The organism is Pseudomonas eucalypticola, assembly GCF_013374995.1.
GTDB lineage: Bacteria > Pseudomonadota > Gammaproteobacteria > Pseudomonadales > Pseudomonadaceae > Aquipseudomonas > Aquipseudomonas eucalypticola.
Map to the genome: position 1 here is coordinate 2,272,023 of NZ_CP056030.1, position 20,039 is coordinate 2,292,061.

General features: G+C 63.5%; 23 protein-coding genes. 2 read left to right on the top strand and 21 right to left on the bottom strand.

The annotated features are described in order from the left end of the window. Window positions 1-368: 368 nt before the first annotated feature. Window positions 369-1,508, top strand: a complete 1,140-nt coding sequence (locus HWQ56_RS10515) for a glutathione-independent formaldehyde dehydrogenase (RefSeq protein ID WP_176570409.1) — start codon at window positions 369-371, stop codon at window positions 1,506-1,508. A 127-nt stretch (window positions 1,509-1,635) separates the two neighbouring features. Here HWQ56_RS10515 and HWQ56_RS10520 read toward each other — a convergent pair whose 3' ends face one another. The 13 genes from HWQ56_RS10520 to HWQ56_RS10580 all read right to left on the bottom strand — a co-directional run bounded on the left by HWQ56_RS10520 (window position 1,636) and on the right by HWQ56_RS10580 (window position 12,939). Further along, the gene (locus tag HWQ56_RS10520) at window positions 1,636-2,364 is read right to left on the bottom strand and encodes a TIGR03747 family integrating conjugative element membrane protein (RefSeq protein ID WP_176570410.1); all 729 of its coding nucleotides are present in this window, start codon (window positions 2,362-2,364) and stop codon (window positions 1,636-1,638) included. Window positions 2,365-2,400: 36 nt separating this feature from the next. Continuing rightward, window positions 2,401-4,527, bottom strand: coding sequence for a type IV conjugative transfer system coupling protein TraD (gene traD, locus HWQ56_RS10525; RefSeq protein ID WP_176570411.1), 2,127 nt, complete (start codon window positions 4,525-4,527; stop codon window positions 2,401-2,403). Window positions 4,528-4,536: 9 nt separating this feature from the next. Then, window positions 4,537-4,968 carry an integrating conjugative element protein gene (locus HWQ56_RS10530; protein ID WP_342366180.1) on the bottom strand — a complete coding sequence of 144 codons (432 nt, stop codon included), beginning with the start codon at window positions 4,966-4,968 and terminating at the stop codon, window positions 4,537-4,539. Beyond that, on the bottom strand, window positions 4,965-5,519 hold the full coding sequence (locus HWQ56_RS10535) for a lysozyme family protein (RefSeq protein WP_176570413.1): 555 nt from the start codon (window positions 5,517-5,519) through the stop codon (window positions 4,965-4,967). The genes HWQ56_RS10530 and HWQ56_RS10535 overlap by 4 nt, the downstream gene beginning before the upstream one ends. Continuing rightward, entirely contained in the window at window positions 5,501-6,217 is a 717-nt protein-coding gene (locus HWQ56_RS10540) for a TIGR03759 family integrating conjugative element protein (protein WP_176570414.1), read from the bottom strand. The genes HWQ56_RS10535 and HWQ56_RS10540 overlap by 19 nt, the downstream gene beginning before the upstream one ends. Window positions 6,218-6,227: 10 nt before the next feature. Then, window positions 6,228-6,911: a hypothetical protein gene (locus tag HWQ56_RS10545; protein ID WP_176570415.1), complete on the bottom strand. Its 684-nt coding sequence runs from the start codon at window positions 6,909-6,911 to the stop codon at window positions 6,228-6,230. Next, on the bottom strand, window positions 6,908-7,429 hold the full coding sequence (gene pilL2, locus HWQ56_RS10550) for a PFGI-1 class ICE element type IV pilus protein PilL2 (RefSeq protein ID WP_176570416.1): 522 nt from the start codon (window positions 7,427-7,429) through the stop codon (window positions 6,908-6,910). The genes HWQ56_RS10545 and pilL2 overlap by 4 nt, the downstream gene beginning before the upstream one ends. Window positions 7,430-7,553: 124 nt before the next feature. Further along, window positions 7,554-8,270 (bottom strand): DUF5983 family protein, encoded by a 717-nt coding sequence (locus HWQ56_RS10555; RefSeq protein ID WP_176570417.1) that lies wholly within the window; start codon window positions 8,268-8,270, stop codon window positions 7,554-7,556. 60 nt (window positions 8,271-8,330) lie between these two features. Beyond that, on the bottom strand, window positions 8,331-8,825 hold the full coding sequence (locus tag HWQ56_RS10560; protein WP_176570418.1) for a JAB domain-containing protein: 495 nt from the start codon (window positions 8,823-8,825) through the stop codon (window positions 8,331-8,333). Between the two features lie 66 nt (window positions 8,826-8,891). Continuing rightward, complete coding sequence (locus HWQ56_RS10565) at window positions 8,892-9,149, bottom strand: hypothetical protein (protein ID WP_176570419.1); 258 nt, start codon at window positions 9,147-9,149, stop codon at window positions 8,892-8,894. A 64-nt stretch (window positions 9,150-9,213) separates the two neighbouring features. Beyond that, window positions 9,214-9,777, bottom strand: a complete 564-nt coding sequence (locus HWQ56_RS10570; protein WP_176570420.1) for an STY4534 family ICE replication protein — start codon at window positions 9,775-9,777, stop codon at window positions 9,214-9,216. A 760-nt stretch (window positions 9,778-10,537) separates the two neighbouring features. Then, window positions 10,538-12,517, bottom strand: coding sequence for a DNA topoisomerase III (locus tag HWQ56_RS10575; RefSeq protein ID WP_176570421.1), 1,980 nt, complete (start codon window positions 12,515-12,517; stop codon window positions 10,538-10,540). An 80-nt stretch (window positions 12,518-12,597) separates the two neighbouring features. Next, entirely contained in the window at window positions 12,598-12,939 is a 342-nt protein-coding gene (locus HWQ56_RS10580; protein WP_176570422.1) for a helix-turn-helix domain-containing protein, read from the bottom strand. 136 nt (window positions 12,940-13,075) lie between these two features. Here HWQ56_RS10580 and HWQ56_RS10585 point away from each other — a divergent pair, with 136 nt between their 5' ends. Next, on the top strand, window positions 13,076-13,303 hold the full coding sequence (locus HWQ56_RS10585; protein ID WP_176570423.1) for a hypothetical protein: 228 nt from the start codon (window positions 13,076-13,078) through the stop codon (window positions 13,301-13,303). 98 nt (window positions 13,304-13,401) lie between these two features. On the opposite strand, the gene HWQ56_RS10590 is transcribed toward HWQ56_RS10585, so the two are convergent. The 8 genes from HWQ56_RS10590 to HWQ56_RS10625 form a co-directional block, all read right to left on the bottom strand. Further along, a complete protein-coding gene (locus HWQ56_RS10590; protein ID WP_176570424.1) occupies window positions 13,402-13,839 on the bottom strand; it encodes a single-stranded DNA-binding protein in 438 nt (145 codons plus the stop codon). Then, window positions 13,836-14,345, bottom strand: coding sequence for a DUF3158 family protein (locus HWQ56_RS10595; RefSeq protein ID WP_176570425.1), 510 nt, complete (start codon window positions 14,343-14,345; stop codon window positions 13,836-13,838). Before HWQ56_RS10595 ends, HWQ56_RS10590 begins: the two co-directional genes overlap by 4 nt. Next, complete coding sequence (locus tag HWQ56_RS10600) at window positions 14,342-15,103, bottom strand: PFL_4669 family integrating conjugative element protein (RefSeq protein WP_176572378.1); 762 nt, start codon at window positions 15,101-15,103, stop codon at window positions 14,342-14,344. The genes HWQ56_RS10595 and HWQ56_RS10600 overlap by 4 nt, the downstream gene beginning before the upstream one ends. A gap of 461 nt (window positions 15,104-15,564) precedes the next feature. After that, window positions 15,565-16,770: an STY4528 family pathogenicity island replication protein gene (locus HWQ56_RS10605; RefSeq protein WP_176570426.1), complete on the bottom strand. Its 1,206-nt coding sequence runs from the start codon at window positions 16,768-16,770 to the stop codon at window positions 15,565-15,567. Next, complete coding sequence (locus tag HWQ56_RS10610) at window positions 16,764-17,315, bottom strand: DUF2857 domain-containing protein (RefSeq protein WP_176570427.1); 552 nt, start codon at window positions 17,313-17,315, stop codon at window positions 16,764-16,766. Before HWQ56_RS10610 ends, HWQ56_RS10605 begins: the two co-directional genes overlap by 7 nt. 16 nt (window positions 17,316-17,331) lie before the next feature. Continuing rightward, window positions 17,332-18,873, bottom strand: coding sequence for a ParB family protein (locus HWQ56_RS10615; RefSeq protein WP_176570428.1), 1,542 nt, complete (start codon window positions 18,871-18,873; stop codon window positions 17,332-17,334). Between the two features lie 60 nt (window positions 18,874-18,933). After that, entirely contained in the window at window positions 18,934-19,788 is an 855-nt protein-coding gene (locus HWQ56_RS10620; RefSeq protein WP_176570429.1) for a ParA family protein, read from the bottom strand. Between the two features lie 4 nt (window positions 19,789-19,792). After that, window positions 19,793-20,008, bottom strand: coding sequence for an AlpA family transcriptional regulator (locus HWQ56_RS10625; RefSeq protein WP_176570430.1), 216 nt, complete (start codon window positions 20,006-20,008; stop codon window positions 19,793-19,795). Window positions 20,009-20,039: the final 31 nt, after the last annotated feature.

Here is a 20,039-nt window from a genome sequence, read left to right on the forward strand (position 1 = left end):
TATTTCAGGAGTAGCCATGAACACCCATTCAAAGGATCAAAATGGTCCAGCCCTAGACAATCCGGACTCATTGCCCCACAGCCCGCTGGCTAGTGGTACTGGCCCAGCTAAGGTCGATGAGCCTTTGCCTCCAAGTCCGCTTGCGCCCAAGTCTGGACGGTCTGACAACCCGGTCTTGCCTAGTCCACTGGCAGCCAGGTCAAAGAATGCTGACAACCCAATCCTGCCTAGCCCTTTAAGTCCCTCGACAAAAAAGACTTGAAGGCCTTTCGTCAGGCTGTTGCTCGCTCTGTTGAAACGATGTCTGCGTGGGTGGGCCTGATACTCGTAAGCGAGCAAATTGTTCGGCCACACCAACGGAGAACGACATGAAAGCCATTGTCTACAACGGGCCCCGAAATGTGAGTGTGCAGAGTGTGCCAGACGCGCGTATCGAGAAGCCCACTGACGCGCTCGTGCGGGTCACCACCACGAATATCTGCGGATCTGACCTTCACATGTATGAAGGGCGAACTTCATTCGAGACCGGTCGAGTATTCGGTCATGAGAATCTGGGAGAGGTAATCGAGGTAGGCAAGGGCGTGGATCGCGTTAAGGTCGGCGATAGGGTTTGCCTGCCGTTCAATATTGGTTGCGGCTTCTGTGAAAACTGCGAGAAAGGCCTGACCGGCTTCTGTCTCACGGCTAACCCCGGCAGTGCAGGTGCCGCATATGGCTTCGCCGAAATGGGTCCTTACCAAGGCGGCCAAGCCGAATTGCTCCGGGTTCCCTATGCCGATTTCAACTGCCTGGTGTTGCCGGAAGACGCGCAGGAGCGCGAAGACGACTACGTTATGCTCTCAGACATTTTCCCCACGGGGTGGCATGCTACCGAGCTGGCAGGGTTGTTGCCTGGAGAGAGCATTGCTATCTACGGGGCTGGTCCGGTGGGCCTAATGGCAGCTCACTCGGCGATGATTAAAGGTGCGTCACAGGTGTTCGTGGTCGACAACCACCCTGATCGGTTAAAGCTTGCTGCGCAAATGGGGGCTACGCCGATCAATTCCCTGGAAAAAGAAGCAGTCGATCAGATTCTCAACCTTACCCATGGCAAAGGTACCGACCGTGGCTGTGAGTGCGTGGGCTACCAGTGCTGTGATCGTCACGGCCATGAGGCCAACCATCTGACAATGAACAACCTGGTCGCCTCCACCAAGGCCACGGGTGGCATCGGGGTGGTAGGGGTGTTTGTACCGCAGGACCCAGGAGCCAAGAATGACCTAGCGAAGGAAGGCAAGATGGCCTTTGACTTCGGCTCATTCTGGTTTAAAGGGCAGCAAATCCGCACGGGGCAAGCCAATGTGAAGGTTTACAATCGCCGGTTGGCGGAGCTGATCCATCATGGCCGCGCGTCACCTTCGCAAATTATCTCGCACCGTCTGACGTTGGACGAGGGGCCGGCGGCTTACGGGCACTTTGATGCCCGGGACGAGGGCTGGACCAAGGTAGTGCTCAAGCCAGCCGCTTGACGTTCATGATCTGGAATGGCGGAGGTGCGCCACAGAAATGTTCCCGGGGTGGAGCAGGTTCACTTAGCGTACCTCCGCTTTACTTTTGAACTACAAACGGCTGATAGCGGACATGGAGCCACCGCAGTCAGAGGTATTTCTTGAACGTCGACCCAGTGATCGCCACCATCCAGCCCAACACCCAGGCGCAGGGCACCAACACCCACGTTGGGTTGATAGACCAGGGCAAGGACAAGTAGATGATCCAAGGCGTGACTAGCAGGGGGATGAGCAGTCGTTTGGCACGATGATAGACAAAACTGCTTTCACGGCCGGCACCGAATTTTCGCAGGTCACGTCGCATCAACCCATCTACCCCTCCAGTGACCGCCGCCAAGAGGAACAGGGGCATAGACAGCACCAGCACTGCGACGCGGACTACAAACGTGAGGACGGTGAAAAGGGCCGCTACCAGGTAGTCTTGCAACCCAACGTACATTAGAGCCGCTGCTCCTGGAATGCTGTCCTCCTGGCTTAGCTTCGTCATATGCATCTGGAGTTCGCCCCAGCCGATGCTGACGAACAACCACTCATTGATCGCTCCGAGGACTCGGCCAACGGCCTCGGCAGGTTGCGCAACGATCAAGGACTGTTTGAAGTTCGCACTCAGCCACCCCATCTCGCTCTGCCAAATGGCCTGACTGTGATGCCAGCCCTGATCGGGCCAAAACCACACCATGCCGGCAAACTCCAGCACGATGGAAAACAGCATCGAGCCCAACAACACGCCCAGCAGCCTCAGGCACAGTTCGACGGTGGCGAGGATAAGCCCGGGTTTTCGCGGTGCAGGTGCTTGGTTGACCGGCGTGGTCGCCATGGGTACCTCGGCGCACGTGGCATTTCATCCGGTGATTCAGTATTGGCGCTTGCGCGTTGGCGGTGGCGTTTCGGGGTTGAAATCAACCGTGGGTGCGCCGCCAGCGCTGGTCCACCAATTGCCCGCGTTGGCGTTGTACGACTCGCGCATGTGGTTGGCCAGCTCCTGCAGGTCCTTGGGCATGGCGTCATCATTGGAGGATTGCGGCAGCGGCATGCGTACCTTCCACAACTGGCCGCCTTCCTGGAAGGAAAACATCTGTCCCTTGGGCAGGCTGACGATATGCGCGGGCTCAATCAGCGGCACGGCAGTGCTGCTGACGCGATCCTGGGAGGAGGAGGTGAAGTCGGTATGGGCGTCCGGGTCTGCCGTGTCGGTGGCCCCGGACACCAGTGTGCGCGTCTGCACGTTGACCTTGGGCAACTGGTTGGTCAGCAGTTCGGCCGTCGCGGTCTCCCGCACCCGCAGCATCTGCAGGGTGTTGAAGTTGCCGATCACCTGGCCTGCCTTGGCGCGGTTGCCGATGCGCGCCTCGATATCACTGAGCGTCTGCGTGTAGGCGGTCACCTGGATGCCCGCGCCGCCGCCCTTGTTGATCAGCGGGATGAATTCGTCGCCCATCAACTCATTGAACTCGTCGGCATGCAGGTTGATCGGCAGCTTCTCCGCTGAGCTGTAGACCCCTGGTAGGCCATGGTCCACCCCATGTTTGTAGATATGCCCGGCCACTGATACCAGGTCGGCGAACATCGAATTGCCCACGGCCGCAGCTACCTCGGCATCGGTGAGGGCGTCGAGACCGACGTAGACGATGCCGCGTTTGCGGATCACCTGCAGCCAGTCGAAAATCGGCCGCGGGTCGTCCAGGTCGGTGTAGTTGGGGGCCAGCAACTGCGCCGTCTTGCCGCTGGTGAGCTTTTCCAGCAGCGGCAGCAGCGAGGCGACGATCTTGTCGAAGTAGGTGCGGTCGTAGCGCACCGCTGAGCGCAGGCCGTCCATTACTGGATCGAAGATGCGCTTGGCGGCCAGGTACTGCTCAATGGCGATCACGCGCTTTTCTCGGCCGATCATGTGCCGGGGGATGTTCTTCTCATTGAGCCGTCCCTCGATCTGTACGATGGCCTCCCACGCCTGGGGATCGTGATGGGCGAAAAACTGCTGCGCGTACTCGATGAACAGGGCGTCGATGTTGACCACATGGCGCTGGATCTGCAGATAGTCCGGGCGCCGGCCCAACTCGATCAGCGCGCGGGCAATGATGTTGACGAAGCGCCAGGCGAATTCGCGGAACGCTGCGGAGTTGCCTTCGCCACTCAACTGCCCGGCGATACGTGTGGCGACTTCGGAGATACGGCCGAAGCGGCCGATGGCGTTGTAGCGGGCGGAAATTTCCGGCCAGCCGAGGTGGAACACGTAGAACTCTTTTTCGCGCCCGGCCCGACGCGCTTCGACGTACATGCGCTTGAGCAGGTCGGCATCGCCCTTGGGGTCGAAGACCACCACCACTTCCGGTTTCTGCCGATGGATGTCTTGGGTGATGTACACCTCGGCCAGGCGGGTCTTGCCGACTCGCGTGGTGCCCAGCACCAGGGTATGGCCGACGCGCTCACCCAGCGGCAGGCTGGCCTCGCCTTCATGGGGCTCGACGCCGTGCAGCAGTGGGGAGCCGCCTACCGGGGGCAATGGCCGTACTGGGTTGAAGGGACTGTCCCAGGCGGTGAACTGGGCCAGGCGTGAAAGGGCAAAGGGGGCTTTCTCCAACGCCCGCTCCAGGCGTCGAGCGCACTGGTAGGCGGCGGACTGATTCACATAGCGAGCAAGGGCAGGGTCCTGGGCTTCCACCAGGCGCTGGGTGTGCAGGCGCGTCCAGAGGAAACCGCGACCCATGAACAGCCGCTTGTTGCTGACCGGGATCTGCCGGCTGGTGAGTGAGTAGCGCGGCAGGCGGCGGATGTTGCGCCGATAGCGCAGCACGACGCGGGCTTCATTCAGGCGCTTGAGGCCAAAGGCGGTGTAGGCCACTGCCATGCCGGCCCCAATCTCGGGCGAGAGTGCCACTGCCCAGGGCGAGTGCAGGCACAGCGCCGCCGCGCCCGCGCACACGCCCACGGTGTACAGCTCTACGGCAGGGCGCAGCAGGGACTCCATCGCGTGATCGGTCATGGTGTGCCCTCACTGTTCCAGCGCGGTTGGCGTAATCAGCACGGGGTAATGCTCCAGTTGCAGGCGCGCGGCGATGTCATCACCGCTGACCGGCCAGATCGGTAGCTCCGGCGCTGTTGCCTGGATGCGCTGCAGCGCGTCGCTGTCCGCGACGTCCACGGCCAGACCGCTGGCGCCAAGCGCCTGTAGGGCCTGGGCATGTTCAGACAGCCATTGCAGGGAAAGTGGGTCCTGCCCGACCAGAAACAACGGTGTCATTCCCGGCATCTCCAGCTCTCGGGGCGCAACCGGGCCTGGGCTCAACCGAGCGCTGTGGATGGGCAGGACCCAGCTTAATCGGCGTGGGTCGGGTCGCGAGGGCGTTGGCTCCAAGGTCCCGGCGGCCACGCCCTGCCACAACAAACACGAAATCATCAGGGCAAGTATCCGCAACGGTGTCATGGCTGGCTCTCCAAGGGTAGGTCAGCCGATGCATCGACCCGCTGCCAATGGCGGATGAACTGCGCGCGGTAGCGGGCGGCCGGCTCGCCTCCTGCTGGCCGGTGATAACGGCCGGCGGCTTGCGCCCAGTCGCCGGCCGCCTCGAAGTGTTCCTTGAGCAGGGCGGCAGTGACCGCGAGGTTGGTCCGCGGGTCAAGGGCTTCACAGGCGGTGGCATAGCGCTCGGGGTGGTAGCCAAGGTTGGTTTGGCCCAGGCCAACGTCGATGCGCCGAGGGTCCTGGCGGGTGAGTTCGAGCATGAGGGCGGCGCACGCCTGCTGACGATTGGCGAAGCGTTGCGGATTGCCGGCGACATTCAACGTCCAGGGCCAGGGGATGGTCTGGCCGCGCAGGCGGGTACCGCTTTCCTGCAAGGCAATGGCGAACAGCACCGAGGAGGGAATGCCGGCTTGTGCGGCAATCACCTGGTAGGCCAGCGGGGGTATTACCTGTGCGCTGGCCTGAGTAACAAAGCCCAGCGCCAGGGCGCAGATCAGTCGACGCGCTGCCATTGTCCGTCCACCTGTTGATAGCGTGCCGGCAGGGGGCGGCTGGCGCCCAAACCGAACCAGCGCCCGCGGTCATGGTTGAGGGTGATCTGCCCGCTGCTGACCTGCGCCGCGGCGATGCCTGCTTGGCGCGCCCAGTGCCGGATCACGTCATCCTTGCCCTGACTACCGACCAGGTATATATCCAGCTGCACGCCCTGTTTCACCAGTTGCAAGGCTCGGGCTTGGCAGGCTGGGCACTGCTCTTCGACGAAGAGCGCGTAGCGGGTGCTGGTTGACGTATTTTCCACGCTGCTCATGCCCTGTACGGGCTGCAGACCGGGGAGCAGCCGCGCCCACGCTGCGGTGTAGGCCTGCTGGTAAGCTAACTCGCGCTCGGCCCGCTTGGCTTCCAGACGCACCTGCAGCTCGGCATAGCGCTGCCGCTCCTGATCGGACTCCGCCTCCACACCCAGGGTGGTCAGCGGGTCCAGCTGCGGCGACCAGTAGTGCCGGGGGCCGCTTTGCAGGTGTTCAAACTTGGCCCATTCATCGTCGGTCAGCCCCCATGCCTGTGCGGCAACGGTCTGGTGCTGCTGCAGTGGCGTGATGTTGTTGTTCCGTGGGGTGGATTCGGAGACTTCCTGCTCCGCCGCGGCAACAACGGCAGCGTGCAGGCAGATGGGCAGCAGGAGCACGTTGAGAAGAGCGAAACGGCGCATGGCAGCGTCCTCAGGGCAGGGGCAAGCTGCGGTCGGCATGCCCCGCGACCTGGAACACGGCCTGGTCGCGCTGGATCTCACGCAACTGCCAGCCATCCAGGCTCTCGCCCGGCTGCAGCAATTGCACGGCGGACAGCGAGCGCGCTCCGGTCGGCAGCACTGACACGAACCGGGCGCCGCCACGCGTCTCGATGCCCAGCACCGACAGCGGCGGCTCGGCAGGGGGCGACGCTTTCACCCTGGGCTTTGGCATCGGGGCGGGCTCAGCGCGGGGCCGGGGTTGAGCTTTTGCCGCGAGTTGGGCCTGCACGTGGGCAAGCTCACCCTCGGCTTTGTCGAGTCGTTGCTGCCAAGCCGCAAATACCTCGCTGCTGGGGGCATTGGCTGTTGATCTCGACTGCTCGGCAACTGCAGCGCGGAGCCGATCAAACTGCTGTTGGGTCGCTGCCTGGCTGGCTGCGACTGCCTGCTGCTGGCTGGTCATGTCGTGCATCTGTGCCTGCAGCTTTGCCTGACCTTCGCGAAGCAGATCGAGGTCCCGCCGCAGGGCCGGAGCAGGATCGGGCTGGGCCTGTGCGGCTATCGCGACCATGGCCGCGAGTTGCTGATGATGGTTGTAGGTCACCGCTGCCAGCAAGGTCGCGGCGATGCACAGGCCGCCGATCAACAGGTCATGGAAGGTCTGTACTTTCATGGGGCGAGCCCCAGCGTACCGACCGGTGCTGCCGGCGATGGCGACCGTAGCGCATAGCAGACCGAGCGATTGAGTGGGTCGACGCTGAGCTCCCAGGCCGGTCCACCGAGGATGGTCAGCGCATCGATCAGGGCCATCGGGCCGATCTGATAGTGCACCGCCGGCAGCGGCCGGCTGAACAGCAGCGCCTGCGGCGGGACATCCGGACACAGCGAATAGCCCGAACGCTGCAGCACATGGCGCAATGCCTCGCCGACATCACTGTGCAGCGCCGGCGGGATACTGACTTCGACCATCTGCAGCAGCGGTTGGCGTTGTTCCAGCGTCGGCGTCGTGCTGACCAGGGTATAGCGACCTTGCCGCACCCAGTCAGGTGCCTGGAGTGTTTCTGGCACCCGCGGCTTGGCGGGTGTCGCTGGCTTGTTGGGGGCCGGTGTTGGGCGGGGCGGCGGCGCAGCATGGCTGCAGCCCGCCAGCAGGGCGGCAATGACCAGCGTGAGCATGAGTGGGCGATGCATGGCGATGTCTCAGGAAAGGTTGCCGCTACCATGGCGAAAAGGGCGGCTGTCGCCCCACCGATAAAGCGATTCCCGCCCACGGCTATTCGCGCCCAATAAAAAAGGCGCCCGTAGGCGCCTTGCATCAATCATCGGGAAAAACAGGTAGCTCGGGCATCCGTCGGGCGTCCGGATCAAACACCAGGAAACGCACGTCGGCTTGCCCGGCCAGCAGCAACAGTTCGGTCAGCACCGGTGGTACCTGCTCGTCACGCAGGCGCGCCAGGACCTCTGCGCGGCTGGCGACACACTCGGAGGCGTTGCCGCCATCCTGCCACGGCGTCGAATACAGCTTGCAGCCGATGGCATGGCTGTCGAACAGCTCGAAACACTCGAAGAAACCGGACGCGATGCCGCGCCAGGTGCGCTCCTCCAGCAGTTTGAACTCCGCAGGGGGCAGGTGCGCCGAGCTGATCTCCCAGCTGCGGCTGTAGTGCCCCGTGGCAAAGGTCAACTGCGTGATCACTGCTTGCGCGGCCTCTTCGCTGGGATAGTCACCCAAATGGGCAGACTGGCCAAGCTGGTCGGCGATGACCGTGTAGACCACCGCCACCACCGTGCCGTCGTCAGTGCATTGCCCGACGGCTTCCCTGACCAGGGTTTGCCCTCGGGTGATCAGCACGAAGTCATCGTTGAATATGCAAGGCTGGCGGTTGATGTCATGGTCCAGCAGATGCGCCTGCGAGTCATGCAGGGGCCGGTAGCAGGGCTCACAGTAGTCCTCGTAAATGATCTGGACGAGGCGTTCACAGCGAAAGGATTGGTAGCCGCGAACGAAGGGAGTGGGCGTAAGAAGATGCATGGCTGCTCTCCAGTGAAGGTTGAGGCCACCCCATGCAGGCGGTGGCGTCGGGATGACGGTTCAGATCCAGCCGAATTCGGCCAGGGACAACGGACGGCCTTCGCCAATGATGATGTGGTCCAGGACGCGGACCTCAACCAGGGCCAGGGCCTCGGTCAGGCGCTGGGTCAGCACGCGGTCGGCATTGCTCGGTTCCGGGCAGCCGGAAGGGTGGTTGTGGCTGAAGATCACGCTGGCGGCGTTATGCTCCAAGGCCTTGATGACCACCTGCCGCGGGTAGACGCTGGCGCCATCGATGCTGCCGAAGAACAGCTGGTCGAAGCCGAGCACGCGGTTGCGCGAGTCCAGACAGAGCAGGGCGAAGACTTCCTGCCGGTAGGGGGCCAAGCGCAGCTTGAGGTAGGCAGCGGCATCGGCAGGCTGGATCAGCAGCTCGCCACGCTGGAAATAGCGGCGGTCGAGCAACTGCAGGGCCTGCTCGATTAGCGCATCCTCGTTGACGCGCTGGATCACGGCGGGATCGACGGAGTCGACCAGGTTCAGGGTGGTGTTCATGGGACATTCCTCGTTAAGCAGGAGCGCCCCCAGGGGGAGAGCCCCCGTTGGGTAGGTATCAGCAGTTCAAAGCCGTGTGAAGCGATGCCGCGTACCGTGAAAGCAACTGCAGCAGGCCTCGCAGGGTTGGGTTGAAAAGTCCTCGATGCCGATGCCGGTCTCAGGATCGAAGTCGGCACTCAAGGGCAGTAGGGCTTGCAGGGCGACGCGCATCTGGGCGATGCGCTGGTCGACCTCAGCCTCGCTGTAATACAGCGACAGCGCGCTGAAGTCGTCATAGGCCACCGCCTGCAGGCAATCCTGGCAGAGCCAGTAGCTCTCCATGGCAACCTCCGACACCGGTGAAAAAAGGCGCTCGTGCGAGCGCCTGGTGGGTGGGTCGATCGCCTTAGGCAGACTGACGTGCCGGGGTGGAGGTGCGACGGCTGTTGGCAGCCGGGGCTTGACGGCGGCCGGTGCTGGCGCGGGAGGTGTCGGCTGGCGCTCCCTGTTCAGCATCGGCCTCATCAGCCTGCTGCTCCGGTTCGACTGGAGCAGGGGCTTCAGCACGGGGTGCTGCCTTGTAGGTCAGTTGGCCATCGACCTTGATCCACTCGATGAAGATCAGCCGACCCTTGAGGCTGGCGCCCGGCAGGCCTTTGCGTTCACCTTTTTCATAGGTGAAGGCGTCGACCCACAGATCGCCAATGCGAAAGGCCAGCAGCACCTTGCGATCGGCCTTGACGTCTTCTAGGTGCTCGCGGATCAGACGTTCCGCTTCACCGCCGGCGACCTTGCAGTCGAAGCGGGTGTATTCGACGTCATCCGAGGCACCATGCAGTGCGGCAATATCGCAGGCCATGAACGGTTGCCCGCGACGTACCGGGACTTCGCGAATACGGTTCAGGTAGCCAATGCCTTGGGTGTGCAGGTTGAAGTAGCTGGTGGGTGCAGCGTTGTTTGCAGTCGCCATGGTGAATCTCCTGTTTGCAAGAAACGCGGATATCCACCAGCCCTGGCGGGAGGTGAGTTCCGCAGGGGGAGGCAAGGGTGGTCACAGGACCGGTCGAGGAGCGCTCATCACCGAGGGATCGGTGACCGTGCGAGCTGCCGAGCGCTGATCGCACTGGGGGAGAACCACCCGCAACGGGCGTAGCCTTCAAGGTTCTGGCTACCAGGGTGCTGTCGTCGACAGCGAGGTGCAGTTCATCTATAGATCGAGGTGAGCCCCGCGTCAACAGGGGCTTGGGCAGGTGTTCGGCGCCCGGAAGCCGATGGTCTTCAGTGGAAAACAGCCGGCGAAAAAATAGCCCGACGGTCATCAGGCTAGGATGAGGAGGACCACCTTTGACCCGGTACCGTGACCGCGAAGTCCATCGCAAAACTGTCGTCGGTCATTCACCTGGTTCAACCGACCCTTGTCGTGGCCTGGATCGGAAACTGCTGGCACGCATCCGCGCACAAAAGGCGCCCAGTCTATCGCCGGCGGGCACCGGTGCTGAGCATCATCGCCGAGGCGGATGACCCCTGGGGCCTGCTGCAAGCCGCACGGGTCATCCGCCTGGAGGATCTATGACGCCGAAAAGCAATCACGGGGAAGGGGTGTGGCATGGCTCCGAACGCGACGGTTCGACCGAGCTGCCCGGAGCGTATCGGTCTTGGTTCGCCTGGTGGCGATGGGGCGCCTTCACTACAACAGCCTCGGCGAGGAGCGTCAAGGTGCCGCGCGCTGCTCAGGAGGAGCGCGGCTTGCTGGTGCGCTTGGAGGTGGCCACCGGCTTGGTGCCCTTGCAGTCCGGATAACGCGAGCACGACCAGAAGGTACCGGTGCGGCCCTTGCGCTGGCGCATGGCGCTGCGGCACACCGGACACGCGGGGCCTTTGGCGGCTGGCACGCGTAGGGTCAGCGAAGCGTGGCTGTGCACCAGTTGCGTGAGCCAGGCGGCCTGCTTGGCCAGGAAGGTCTCGACGTCCAGCTGCCCCGATTCGATGCGGTCCAGCGCCTGCTCCCAGAGAGCAGTCAACACCGGATCGGCGACCTCCGGCGGTACCGCCTCAATCAGCGTGTGCGCGGCCGCGGAGGCCGCGAGGCTGCGTTTCTTCTTCGCCAGGTAGCCGTGATCGATCAGTCCCTGGATGATCGCCGCGCGGGTGGCCTCGGTGCCGATGCCGATGCTGTCCTTGAGCTTCTGCTTCAGGCGCGGGTCGGCAACCTGGTTGGCAATGGTCTTCATCGCCTTGACCAGGGTACCTTCCGTGTAGGCTTTGGGTGGCTGGGTGCGATGCGCGTTGACCACGGCGTCGAGCACGGGCAGCGACGTACCCTCGCGCAGCGTCGGCAGTCGCTGGCTCGGTTCGCCCGGTTCGCTGCCGTCGGCCTCATCGATCACCGCCTTCCAGCCGCGCACCTGGATCTGCTTGCCGCGAGCGTGCAACTGGTCCTCGTCGCTCTGCAGCAACACCAACGTTTTCAGGTACTCATGGTCGGGCATGAACTGCGCCAAGTAACGGGCACGAATCAACCCGTAGACCGCCCGCTCGCGCTCGGACAGTTGATCCAGGTCGAGGGCCACCGCCGTGGGAATGATGCCGTGGTGGGCGGTGATCTTGCTGCTGTTCCACGCGCGTGAGCGTCGGCTCGGGTCGACCTCCTTCAGCCATTGCCCCAGCGACGGCGCGCTGGCTGTCAGGGCATGCAGGACACGCGGTACCTCATCGAGCATGCTCTCGGGCAGGAAACCACAGTCGCTGCGCGGGTAGGTCGTGGCCTTGTGGGTCTCGTACAGCGCCTGCGCCGTGTTCAAGGTGTCCTGGGCGCCGAGGCCAAGCTTGGCCGAGCAGATCTCCTGCAAGGTTCCCAGGTCGAAGGGCAGCGGCGGTCCTTCACACACTCGCTCCACGTCGACGCTCGACACCCGCGCCTGGGCGCGTTGCATCAGCCGCCGCGCCGCCCGTTGCCCGACGGCCTCATCGATGCAGCGCCCGCTGTCGTCGCAACTGCCGGCAGGCGGCTGCCAGCGTGCCAAAAACACCATGCCCTCGGCCTGCAGCTGCGCATCGACCGTCCAGAACGGGCGGGGCACGAAGCTGGCGATCACCCGATCACGTTCTACCACCAGGCGCAAGGTCGGCGTCTGCACGCGGCCCACCGGCAGCAGGCCATCGAAGCCGGCACGCCGGCCGAGCAGGGTGAACAGCCGGCTGAGGTTGATGCCCACCAGCCAATCGGCGCGGGAGCGCGCCAGCGCACAGTGATACAGCGACAGCGTCTGCTCGCCCGGGCGCAGGGCGGCCAGTGCCTTGCGGATCGACGCCTCGTCCAGAGCCGAGAGCCACAGGCGCAAAACCGGCCCCTGGTAGCGGCAGCGCTCAAGGATCTCGCGGGCGATCATCTCGCCTTCACGATCGGCGTCGGTGGCCACCACCACCTCGTTGCAGGTGCGCAGCAGTTGTTCGATGACCTTCAACTGCGCCGCGACCTTGGGCTTGGCAACTACCTGCCAACGGCTTGGAATGATCGGCAGGTCCTCCAAGGTCCAGTGCTTGTACTGCGCACCGTAGGTCTCCGGTGCTGCGGTCTCCAATAGATGGCCCACGCACCAGGTCACGGTCACTGCATTGCCCTGCAGGCAGCCATCACCGCGGCGGTTGGCCTGCAGCACGCGGGCGATATCGCGGGCCTGGGACGGTTTCTCGCAGATGTATAGGCGCATGGCTAGGCTCCCCTGATCAGATAGCGACAGGGTGCGGGGCGGGTGGGAAAGATCCAGCGGAAAGCTGAAACGGTGTGCCCTTATTTGCGCGCCAGGTGCGCGGCCAGGCGCTCGACGGAATCGAGGGCAAATTGCCGGTCCTCGGCGCTGAGCTTGTCGAGCAACGTCGCGAACGTCTGGGCCTGATCCTGCGCGCGGGGGCTGATGGCCACCAACAGCTCGGCGGCCGAGCACTGGAAGATGTCGGCGAGCTGCAGCAGCTTGGTCACCGACAGGTCGACCAGGCCGCGCTCCAGGCGCGAGACCGCTTCGGCGCCAATCTCCAGGCGCTCGCCGAGGTCTTCCTGGGTCAGTTGGCGGGCGTGGCGCAGCTGGGCCAACTGGCGACCGATGTAACGTAGGCTAGGCTGTTTGGCGGGCAACGGGACGATCTCCAATTCGACCCATATGGTTGATCATCAACTCGAGCATATGAACGCCCTGATAGGTTGACTAACAACCTGTTGGGGCGTATTTAGCTGAGAAAGTGCGGTATACCTGTCAGCACGAGGAGGCAACATGGACCGTGCCGATGACGCCGACATGACGGCGCTGGAGATCAAGGCCTACGAGCTGTTCCTGGCCACTCATGTGGAGCCGAACAACCTGCAGGCGAGGGAGGCGTTGGCCAGTTGGGTCAAGCAGAGCCCGGCGCATTGGCGGGCGTTCCGTGCTTTGGACCAGCACCTGTACGAGGCGGCCCTGCTGCTGGCACATGCCCAGCACGATCTCGCCCGCCAGCAGTAATCAAGGTGTGGAGGAGCCGCAGTGGCTACACGCCAAGCAGGTGGCCGGCCCAGCGTGGGCCTCGCGATGAGCCGGCGCGATTCCACTGACGTCCACCTTCAATCGGTTTTGCGCGCGCCTTTCTTGCCGCCAGTCTTGCGCGCCGAGCCGTCGCCCTTGGCCGGCTCGCTGGCTTTCTCGCGCATAGTCACCGACGCCAGGCGGTGTGGCAGGATGCCGATGCGCCGCGCTTCCACCTTGAACGTCACCCGCGCGTTGTCCTCGCTGTCCTCCCACTCGTCCTTGACCGTGCGGCCCTCGACCAGGATGCGCATGCCCTTCTGGAACAGCGTGCTCCAATGCTCGGCATCCCGGTGCCAGAGCTCCACCGGCGCCCAGTAGCCGCCGCGATCCTCGTAGCCGCCTTCGCGCGGCACCGGATTGTCGAAATACACGTTCAGCCGCAGCAGGCGCCGTGGCTCATCCGGGTTGGTGCTGAATTCCTGGAATTCGGGGACACTGCCGATGTTGCCTTCGCCGACAAACAGAGTGCTCATGGTTGCTGCTCCACGGTGGGGGTAGGGGAGTGATCGAAGAGGGTTTCGGCGGCCTGCAGCTTGATCGCGCTGGCCGTGGCGTGCCGGTGCAGCGAATGCAGGCTGCTCATCTGCAGGTTCAGGGTGATGCGGTTGACCTCCAGCTGCAGCAGCGCCTCGCGCACCGCTTGCGCCAGCTGTGGCTGTGCCATCGCCCGCTCCCACACCAGTGCACCCATGCGATTGAAATCACGGCTGCGCCAGCGCAGGAAGTTCGTGCCGGCCGCGCTGCGCTGGACCACCAGACGCAGGTCCAGCAGCGAGAAGGGCGGCTGCGCCACGATGGCCAGCAGCACGCTCATCAGCTCGGCCACCTGGGTTTCCAGGCGCAGCGCGGTATCGGCCAGTTGCTGCAGCTCCCCCTTACCCTTAAAAGGCTTTAAAAGGCCTTTTAGGGAGGCACCCTGTTCGAATTGCCGATAGGCATCCGTTGACAGACGCCGGGCGATCGCCTCGGCCAGGGTCATGCCGCACCGCCTTCGGGCTGAACGGCTGGTTCAGGTGCCACTTGCTCGTCTGGCGCCTCGTCATCGAGCACTGCCTCATGGATCACGGCGGGATGGCGTACCGTCGGCGGGGCGAACTGCGAACGCCGCAGGCCTTCGAGGATGTCCTGCGGCGGCAGGCCAAATTTATCCACGGCCTCGCGGGCGCGGGCATTGTTCGCCGCCATGTCATCGCGGCTGACGCCGGCCAGACGGTAGCGTTGCGCCAGGCCAAACAGGCTACGCAGCAGGTGCGCACCGCGGTCGATCCAGATTTCCATGTCGCTGCGGCCGATCAGCGCCGTGTGGTGGGCCAGCAGCACCCGCCGCACCAGCGTGTCGTAGTCGGTGAGTAGGTAGACCGCAAGAAACCCCAGCTGGCTGCCGATAAACAGCGGCAGGGTCACCGGGTGGATGTTGAGGTTGTCGCCGATGTCGACCTGGCTCGGCAGGTCGCGCTCCAGGCGCCCCACCTGTTCGGACAGGGCGAGCATTTCGGTCTTGGCCAGCAGCAGCTTTTCTTCCAGCTGCAGCATGAACCAGTCGGCGAAGGGGTCATCCTGGCTGCTGGCCTGCTTGAGCAGGTTGGTGACGCTGATGTAGCCGGCCATGCCCATGATCGCATGCACGCCCTCGCGGGCCAGGCGTCCCTGCCACAGGCGCGCGGCGTGATGGGTGTGCAGCGTAAGGGTGATGCTGCTGCGCAATGAACCCAGGTTGAGTTGGTAGTGGTCGACCATCGCCGGTTCCTCGCCGTGGAGATGGCGCTCACCTTGGGCGGTCTTGCGGCGCTCTACAGCGATCAATGCGAAGGCGATCGCTTCGGATTGCTCGGCATCGCTGGACGTCGCTGGAGTGATGCCATCAGCATCAGTTCCACCGGGAGCCATCGAGGATGCCGCTTCGTGGCAGTGGTTTAGGGTGGCACGCTACTGCCTCATGCCATGTCGGCAGGCGAGCACGGCGACTTGGTCGCGCCGATCAGTGCCCCGGCAGTTCCGAGATGGCTTCACCGTGGCAGGCGTGGTTGATCGACCCCATCGTTGGTCCAGATCGTCTTCATCGGTTTCCTTGCCATTCGAGCACCTGTGACGACGGCGGCAGGGCTAGCTTTGCTCGGCGATCAATGTGAGGACAAGCGTTCCGGATCGCCCGCTATCAGTGGACCTCGCTGGACGTGATGTCGTTGGCATCAGATCCGTCAGCTGGCGCTGACCACGCGGCATCGTTGCTTTAGCTCGGTGAGGCACGCCAGCGCCAGTGGCGAAGCCTCGCGGGGTGGCCTCGGCGTGTTCTTCGGCTCGTGCGATGTCGAGGGGCGAGGGCGAGCGGCCTCCGGTTCGCCGGTGAGCGCCCGGGCTGCCCAGAGGGTGAACTCGCCGTTGCAGGCGCGCTTGATCAGCCCCATCAGGTAGGCCGCAGGTTTTCGGACCGTGCCGCGGATGCAGCGGGCGACCGCCTCATTGATCACTGCTTGGCGTTGGTCCGGTTCCAACCGATGCAGCGCCTGCTGCGCCATCTTGCGTTCACCCAGGCTCAGTTGCAGCGTCTCCGGCCACTGCGCCGCAGCGTCCGCCAGCCCCGCGCGCGGTACTGTTTTTTTATTGCTTTGGCTTTTAAGTACTGTACAGGTCGCGTTCGGATTCCGAACATCAGCCAAAACCGGAGGCTTGCTGTCATCGGCGCTCCCTGCCGAGCTGGCTTGAGAATTCCGAACGTTGTCCGCTGCCGTCCGTTCGGAACCCTCAAGCTTGGAAGGCTGCGCGAACGGCAATGGTTGTTGCACCGCGCGCTCCGCAGCCTGATCGATGCCCATGAGGATATCGGCGGGCACCTGTGCATCATCCCGCAGCTCCTGCAGCACGTGTCGCGCCAGGTCGCGCACGCCCTTGGTGGCATGGCTGAGGTTCTGCTGGAGCAAAGCCAAGTAGCCGCTGTCGACATCGAGCGCCTGATGCGGTAACAACGGTTCGTCGTAGAGCACGTAGATGCTGCCACGCAGGCAGCCTTGCTCATCGCGTGCACGGTCGGCCAAGCTCAACCAGCGGGTGCTGCGCAGTACGTTCAACGCCCGGGCGATGGTCTCGCGTGAGGCTTGCGCGCCACAGGGGCTGGTGGCCAGGTACGGTTGCAGGTCCTGGTAGCGTGGAGCCTCGACGTGGCGCTCGGTGATCAGCCAGCGTAATACCTGCCAGGTGTTGCGCTCCAGCGGCGTCAGCCGCGTGTCGAGCAGCAATGCCTGGGGCATTGGATTGTCCTTGCCTGCGTAGACAAAACGTGGAGACGCTGCTTCGAGCGCGGCCGGGCATAGAGCCCCTTGCTTGACCAGGTACTGGTTATACCGTTTCAGGGCTGGAAGGCTCTGCCGAACGACGTCGGCCCAATCGATGTCGTAAAAACTCAGCATGGTGCACCTCCGTAGAGATCGATCTGCTGCCACACCAGGGTCAGGCTGATGTGCTGCTCCTCGGCGAGCATCATCATCGCGTCCAAGGGGTCGAAGTGCTGATCGTCGTCGCGTAGTTGGCACCAGCGTTGCCACACCGCATGCTCCTGGGCTTCGCTCAGCTGTACCGGACGTCCACGGTGAGTCTCGATCTTCAGCACGCGTCGGCGCAGCGCGGTTTCCGAATGATCCAGCCCGAAACAGCGGTACATGATGCTGGAGCTGGCACCCAGCTTGAGGGCGCGATTGATCAGCCGCTCGTTTTGCTCGTCACGCTCGGCCTGGCTGATCAGCCGGCGCAGAACGGTGATGTCGACCTTGACCTCCACCCAGGAAATATTTGAGTGCGCCAGGTGGGAGAGGGTGGTGGGCGGCAATGACTGCAGTACCTCGATATCCTCGTCGCCCAAACCGAGGGCCCTGCAACGCTGCACGCGGCCATGACGCAGCTCATGCAGCACCTGGTTGAGCATGGCATGATTCAACAGATTGAATGTCGTGCCCATGGGGCACCTCCGAGTGTTAGCGAGTGGACGATAGCGAGAGGTCGATCAACTGGCGGGACAAGCGGACAAGGCAGAAGAGTTGTAGCAACTGCTCATCGGGCAGGCGTTCGAGCTTCATCGGCAGCGGTTGGTGGTCCTCCAGCGGCTGGTCGTAGACCCCGGTCAGCAACTGGCCGAATAGCGCGGCGGGCAGTTGCTGTTGATGCTCCCAGAGCACCTCATCGTGAAGCCGCAGCAGGCTGCCCAGCAGCAGTTGAATGCCGAGGCTGCGGGGTTCGGAGGGAGGTTCGATGGCAGGTGTCAGGGAGAAACCCAGATGCGTGTTCATCGGGACGACCCCGTCGCCGAGATCGCCGTATTCGGCCAATTGCAAGGCCAACTGTGCGCAAGCCTGCCGTAGCCGGCCGGCACTGACATGCTTGAGGCTCAACAGCCACAGTTGGTCGAGTGAAGTTGGCAGGGAAATCGCCGCTGCATCTGCTGGCGAGGCGACAGCGGGTTGAACCTCCTCCTCTTCATGCTCTGCCTGGAGCGTCTTAGGCAGTGCATTGGACCGTGAGGTGTCCTCACTCATCTGCGGCACTGGATTGCGCTCGAGCATAGCGTCCTGGCTGGAGGATGACTCCAAGAACATTCCAAGGCTTGGGCCTGATTCTCCATGCTCGTCCCCATGAACCACCGGAGGAGGCACGGTCACGGCGCTAGCTACCTGGGCCAGGTCCAACGCTAGCGTGCGAGGCGACTGGCGCAGGATATCCGCCATCCGCGCCAAGAGTTCATCCTCCACCTGGGATAGATCGAAATCCGCAGCGTCACCGTCAAACTGTGCCAGGCTCTCCAACCACAGGGGCTCAAAGTCTCCGACGTCGAACGCATAGCGGTTCCAGACTGCTTCGCTCCTGCGCCGCAGACTGATGGTGCGCTCGATGAGTTGTTTGCCAAGTCCGGTGTATAACACTTGAGGCATGGCGGGCAGGAGGTGCTCCAGCGTATCGAACATGCGGCTGATATGGGGTTGCGAGATGGGGTACCCCCCCTCACCCAAGCGCTTTGCCAGCTCACGTTGGCTTAACGGGGCGCTGTCGGCTTGCAGCATGTCCCTGAGCTTGGCCACTGCCAAAGCGCGTTCGATGAAGGTCAGTTGACCATGCAGGTCGCTTTCGGCCAGGTGCCCCAGCAGCGCGTGTGTCTCGGTTGACCAAGGTCGGAATAGGCAGGCAATGCGGAAGAACTGCTGGTCGCGGGTTTCCTGCCAGAGCTCATTGAGGATAGCCAGGCGCGTATTGCCGCCGTTGCGGATAATGAAATGAGCCTCGCCGGGACGACGGGTGATGGCCGGTGGCTGGTCCAGGCCGCGCTCTCGGATCGATTCCTTGATGTCGGCGTACAGCGGATTGCGGATGAACCGCGGGTTGTGATCATAAGGGCGCAGCTGCTCAAGGGTAACGAGCATCGGCGTATCGCAGGCAGGATCTGCCGGTTGGCCCAGACTTGGCGTGTTGGGAAAGTGGGAGTGCTGCAGCTTGCGGGTGATTTCCTCGCAGGTGGGTGTCTTCATGAGGTCGGCCCGGGTTAAGCCACGCCCGGGATGGGGCACGGCGGGGTGGTTGGAGATTACTCAGGAAGCAGTCCTGCGCCTGTCCGAGCCGGGTGCAGTCTTGATTAGCTGCCGGCGCCATTGCGGAAACAGTTCCAGGGCCAGGTTGAGCATCACCAGAGCGGCTGGACATCCGCGGCCGCCCCGCACGGGGTGCGCCTCGACACGGTGTACCGGCATCCCGAGGGTGGCGGCATTCAGATAAGCGACACGGTCGGGAATCACTGTGTCGCAGAGGCTGACGTGCACATCGTCCCCGAAGGTCGTCTGTAGACTCTGCATGATCAGACGCGTGTCCCGGCGATTGAAATTGACCTGGTTGAGCAGCAGTTTCACTGGCGGCAGCGACACCCCAAGGTGCCGGTAGGGCTCCAATTCCTCGAACAGCCCCAGGGTGCCGCGGCGCAGCTCTCGCGCCGCGAGCATCTCCGGCGGTAAGGGACACAACGCGCAGCTCGAGGCGAGGATGGCCATTTCGACGACGACGCTACGCGCGCCTTGGGTGTCCACCACCAGCACGTCGTAGTCATCGGCGAAAGCTGGCAGCAGGTTGCGCAGGCGCAGGCGCCCATCGGGTGCATGTAGCAGCAGGGTATTGAGATGGCCAGCACGATCATTGGAGGCAATCAGATCAAGGCCAGGGATCGCCGTGGCGCTGACGATCTGGTCGGCCGCGGTGAGGTTCTGCGCGATCAACTCGTAGCTGCCGGCGGCGCGGGGCTGGGGCAGGGCATAGTAGCTGGACAGCGTTGGCTGGCTGTCCAGGTCCAACAGCAGAACGCGCAAACCGGCGTCGGCCAGCAAGCCACCGAGGTTGGCGGCGACGGTCGTCTTGCCGGCGCCACCCTTGGTTGAGATCAACGAGAGAACGTCCATGGCCTCAGTCCCGGATCGACAGGCGATCTTGCACCCACTGCTCGATTTCCAGCGAGTCCCAACCTACCGCGCGGGTGCCGATGCGCCGGCATTGCGGAAACATCCCAGCTTTCATCAGGTTGTAGATGTGCGAGCGCTTGAAGCCGGTTTTCTGTTCGACCTCGTCACGACGCATGATGTGACGTTCGGCGGAGGCGGTGATGGTGGCGGTAGATTGCATGATGTCACTCCTTAGCGTCGTTTGGCGCGTG

Excerpts from the sequence above, each read along its gene's own strand:
- HWQ56_RS10575 (WP_176570421.1), bottom strand. The coding sequence starts at position 12,517 with ATGCGCCTATACATCTGCGAGAAACCGTCCCAGGCCCGCGATATCGCC.
- HWQ56_RS10590 (WP_176570424.1), bottom strand. The coding sequence starts at position 13,839 with ATGAGCACTCTGTTTGTCGGCGAAGGCAACATCGGCAGTGTCCCCGAA.
- HWQ56_RS10520 (WP_176570410.1), bottom strand. The coding sequence starts at position 2,364 with ATGGCGACCACGCCGGTCAACCAAGCACCTGCACCGCGAAAACCCGGG.
- HWQ56_RS10585 (WP_176570423.1), top strand. The coding sequence starts at position 13,076 with ATGGACCGTGCCGATGACGCCGACATGACGGCGCTGGAGATCAAGGCC.
- HWQ56_RS10595 (WP_176570425.1), bottom strand. The coding sequence starts at position 14,345 with ATGACCCTGGCCGAGGCGATCGCCCGGCGTCTGTCAACGGATGCCTAT.
- pilL2 (WP_176570416.1), bottom strand. The coding sequence starts at position 7,429 with ATGCATCGCCCACTCATGCTCACGCTGGTCATTGCCGCCCTGCTGGCG.
- HWQ56_RS10605 (WP_176570426.1), bottom strand. The coding sequence starts at position 16,770 with ATGCTGAGTTTTTACGACATCGATTGGGCCGACGTCGTTCGGCAGAGC.
- HWQ56_RS10515 (WP_176570409.1), top strand. The coding sequence starts at position 369 with ATGAAAGCCATTGTCTACAACGGGCCCCGAAATGTGAGTGTGCAGAGT.
- HWQ56_RS10560 (WP_176570418.1), bottom strand. The coding sequence starts at position 8,825 with ATGAACACCACCCTGAACCTGGTCGACTCCGTCGATCCCGCCGTGATC.
- HWQ56_RS10530 (WP_342366180.1), bottom strand. The coding sequence starts at position 4,968 with ATGACACCGTTGCGGATACTTGCCCTGATGATTTCGTGTTTGTTGTGG.
- HWQ56_RS10555 (WP_176570417.1), bottom strand. The coding sequence starts at position 8,270 with ATGCATCTTCTTACGCCCACTCCCTTCGTTCGCGGCTACCAATCCTTT.
- HWQ56_RS10570 (WP_176570420.1), bottom strand. The coding sequence starts at position 9,777 with ATGGCGACTGCAAACAACGCTGCACCCACCAGCTACTTCAACCTGCAC.
- HWQ56_RS10535 (WP_176570413.1), bottom strand. The coding sequence starts at position 5,519 with ATGGCAGCGCGTCGACTGATCTGCGCCCTGGCGCTGGGCTTTGTTACT.
- HWQ56_RS10625 (WP_176570430.1), bottom strand. The coding sequence starts at position 20,008 with ATGCAATCTACCGCCACCATCACCGCCTCCGCCGAACGTCACATCATG.
- HWQ56_RS10565 (WP_176570419.1), bottom strand. The coding sequence starts at position 9,149 with ATGGAGAGCTACTGGCTCTGCCAGGATTGCCTGCAGGCGGTGGCCTAT.
- HWQ56_RS10620 (WP_176570429.1), bottom strand. The coding sequence starts at position 19,788 with ATGGACGTTCTCTCGTTGATCTCAACCAAGGGTGGCGCCGGCAAGACG.
- HWQ56_RS10540 (WP_176570414.1), bottom strand. The coding sequence starts at position 6,217 with ATGCGCCGTTTCGCTCTTCTCAACGTGCTCCTGCTGCCCATCTGCCTG.
- HWQ56_RS10615 (WP_176570428.1), bottom strand. The coding sequence starts at position 18,873 with ATGAAGACACCCACCTGCGAGGAAATCACCCGCAAGCTGCAGCACTCC.
- HWQ56_RS10610 (WP_176570427.1), bottom strand. The coding sequence starts at position 17,315 with ATGGGCACGACATTCAATCTGTTGAATCATGCCATGCTCAACCAGGTG.
- HWQ56_RS10545 (WP_176570415.1), bottom strand. The coding sequence starts at position 6,911 with ATGAAAGTACAGACCTTCCATGACCTGTTGATCGGCGGCCTGTGCATC.
- HWQ56_RS10600 (WP_176572378.1), bottom strand. The coding sequence starts at position 15,103 with ATGGTCGACCACTACCAACTCAACCTGGGTTCATTGCGCAGCAGCATC.
- traD (WP_176570411.1), bottom strand. The coding sequence starts at position 4,527 with ATGACCGATCACGCGATGGAGTCCCTGCTGCGCCCTGCCGTAGAGCTG.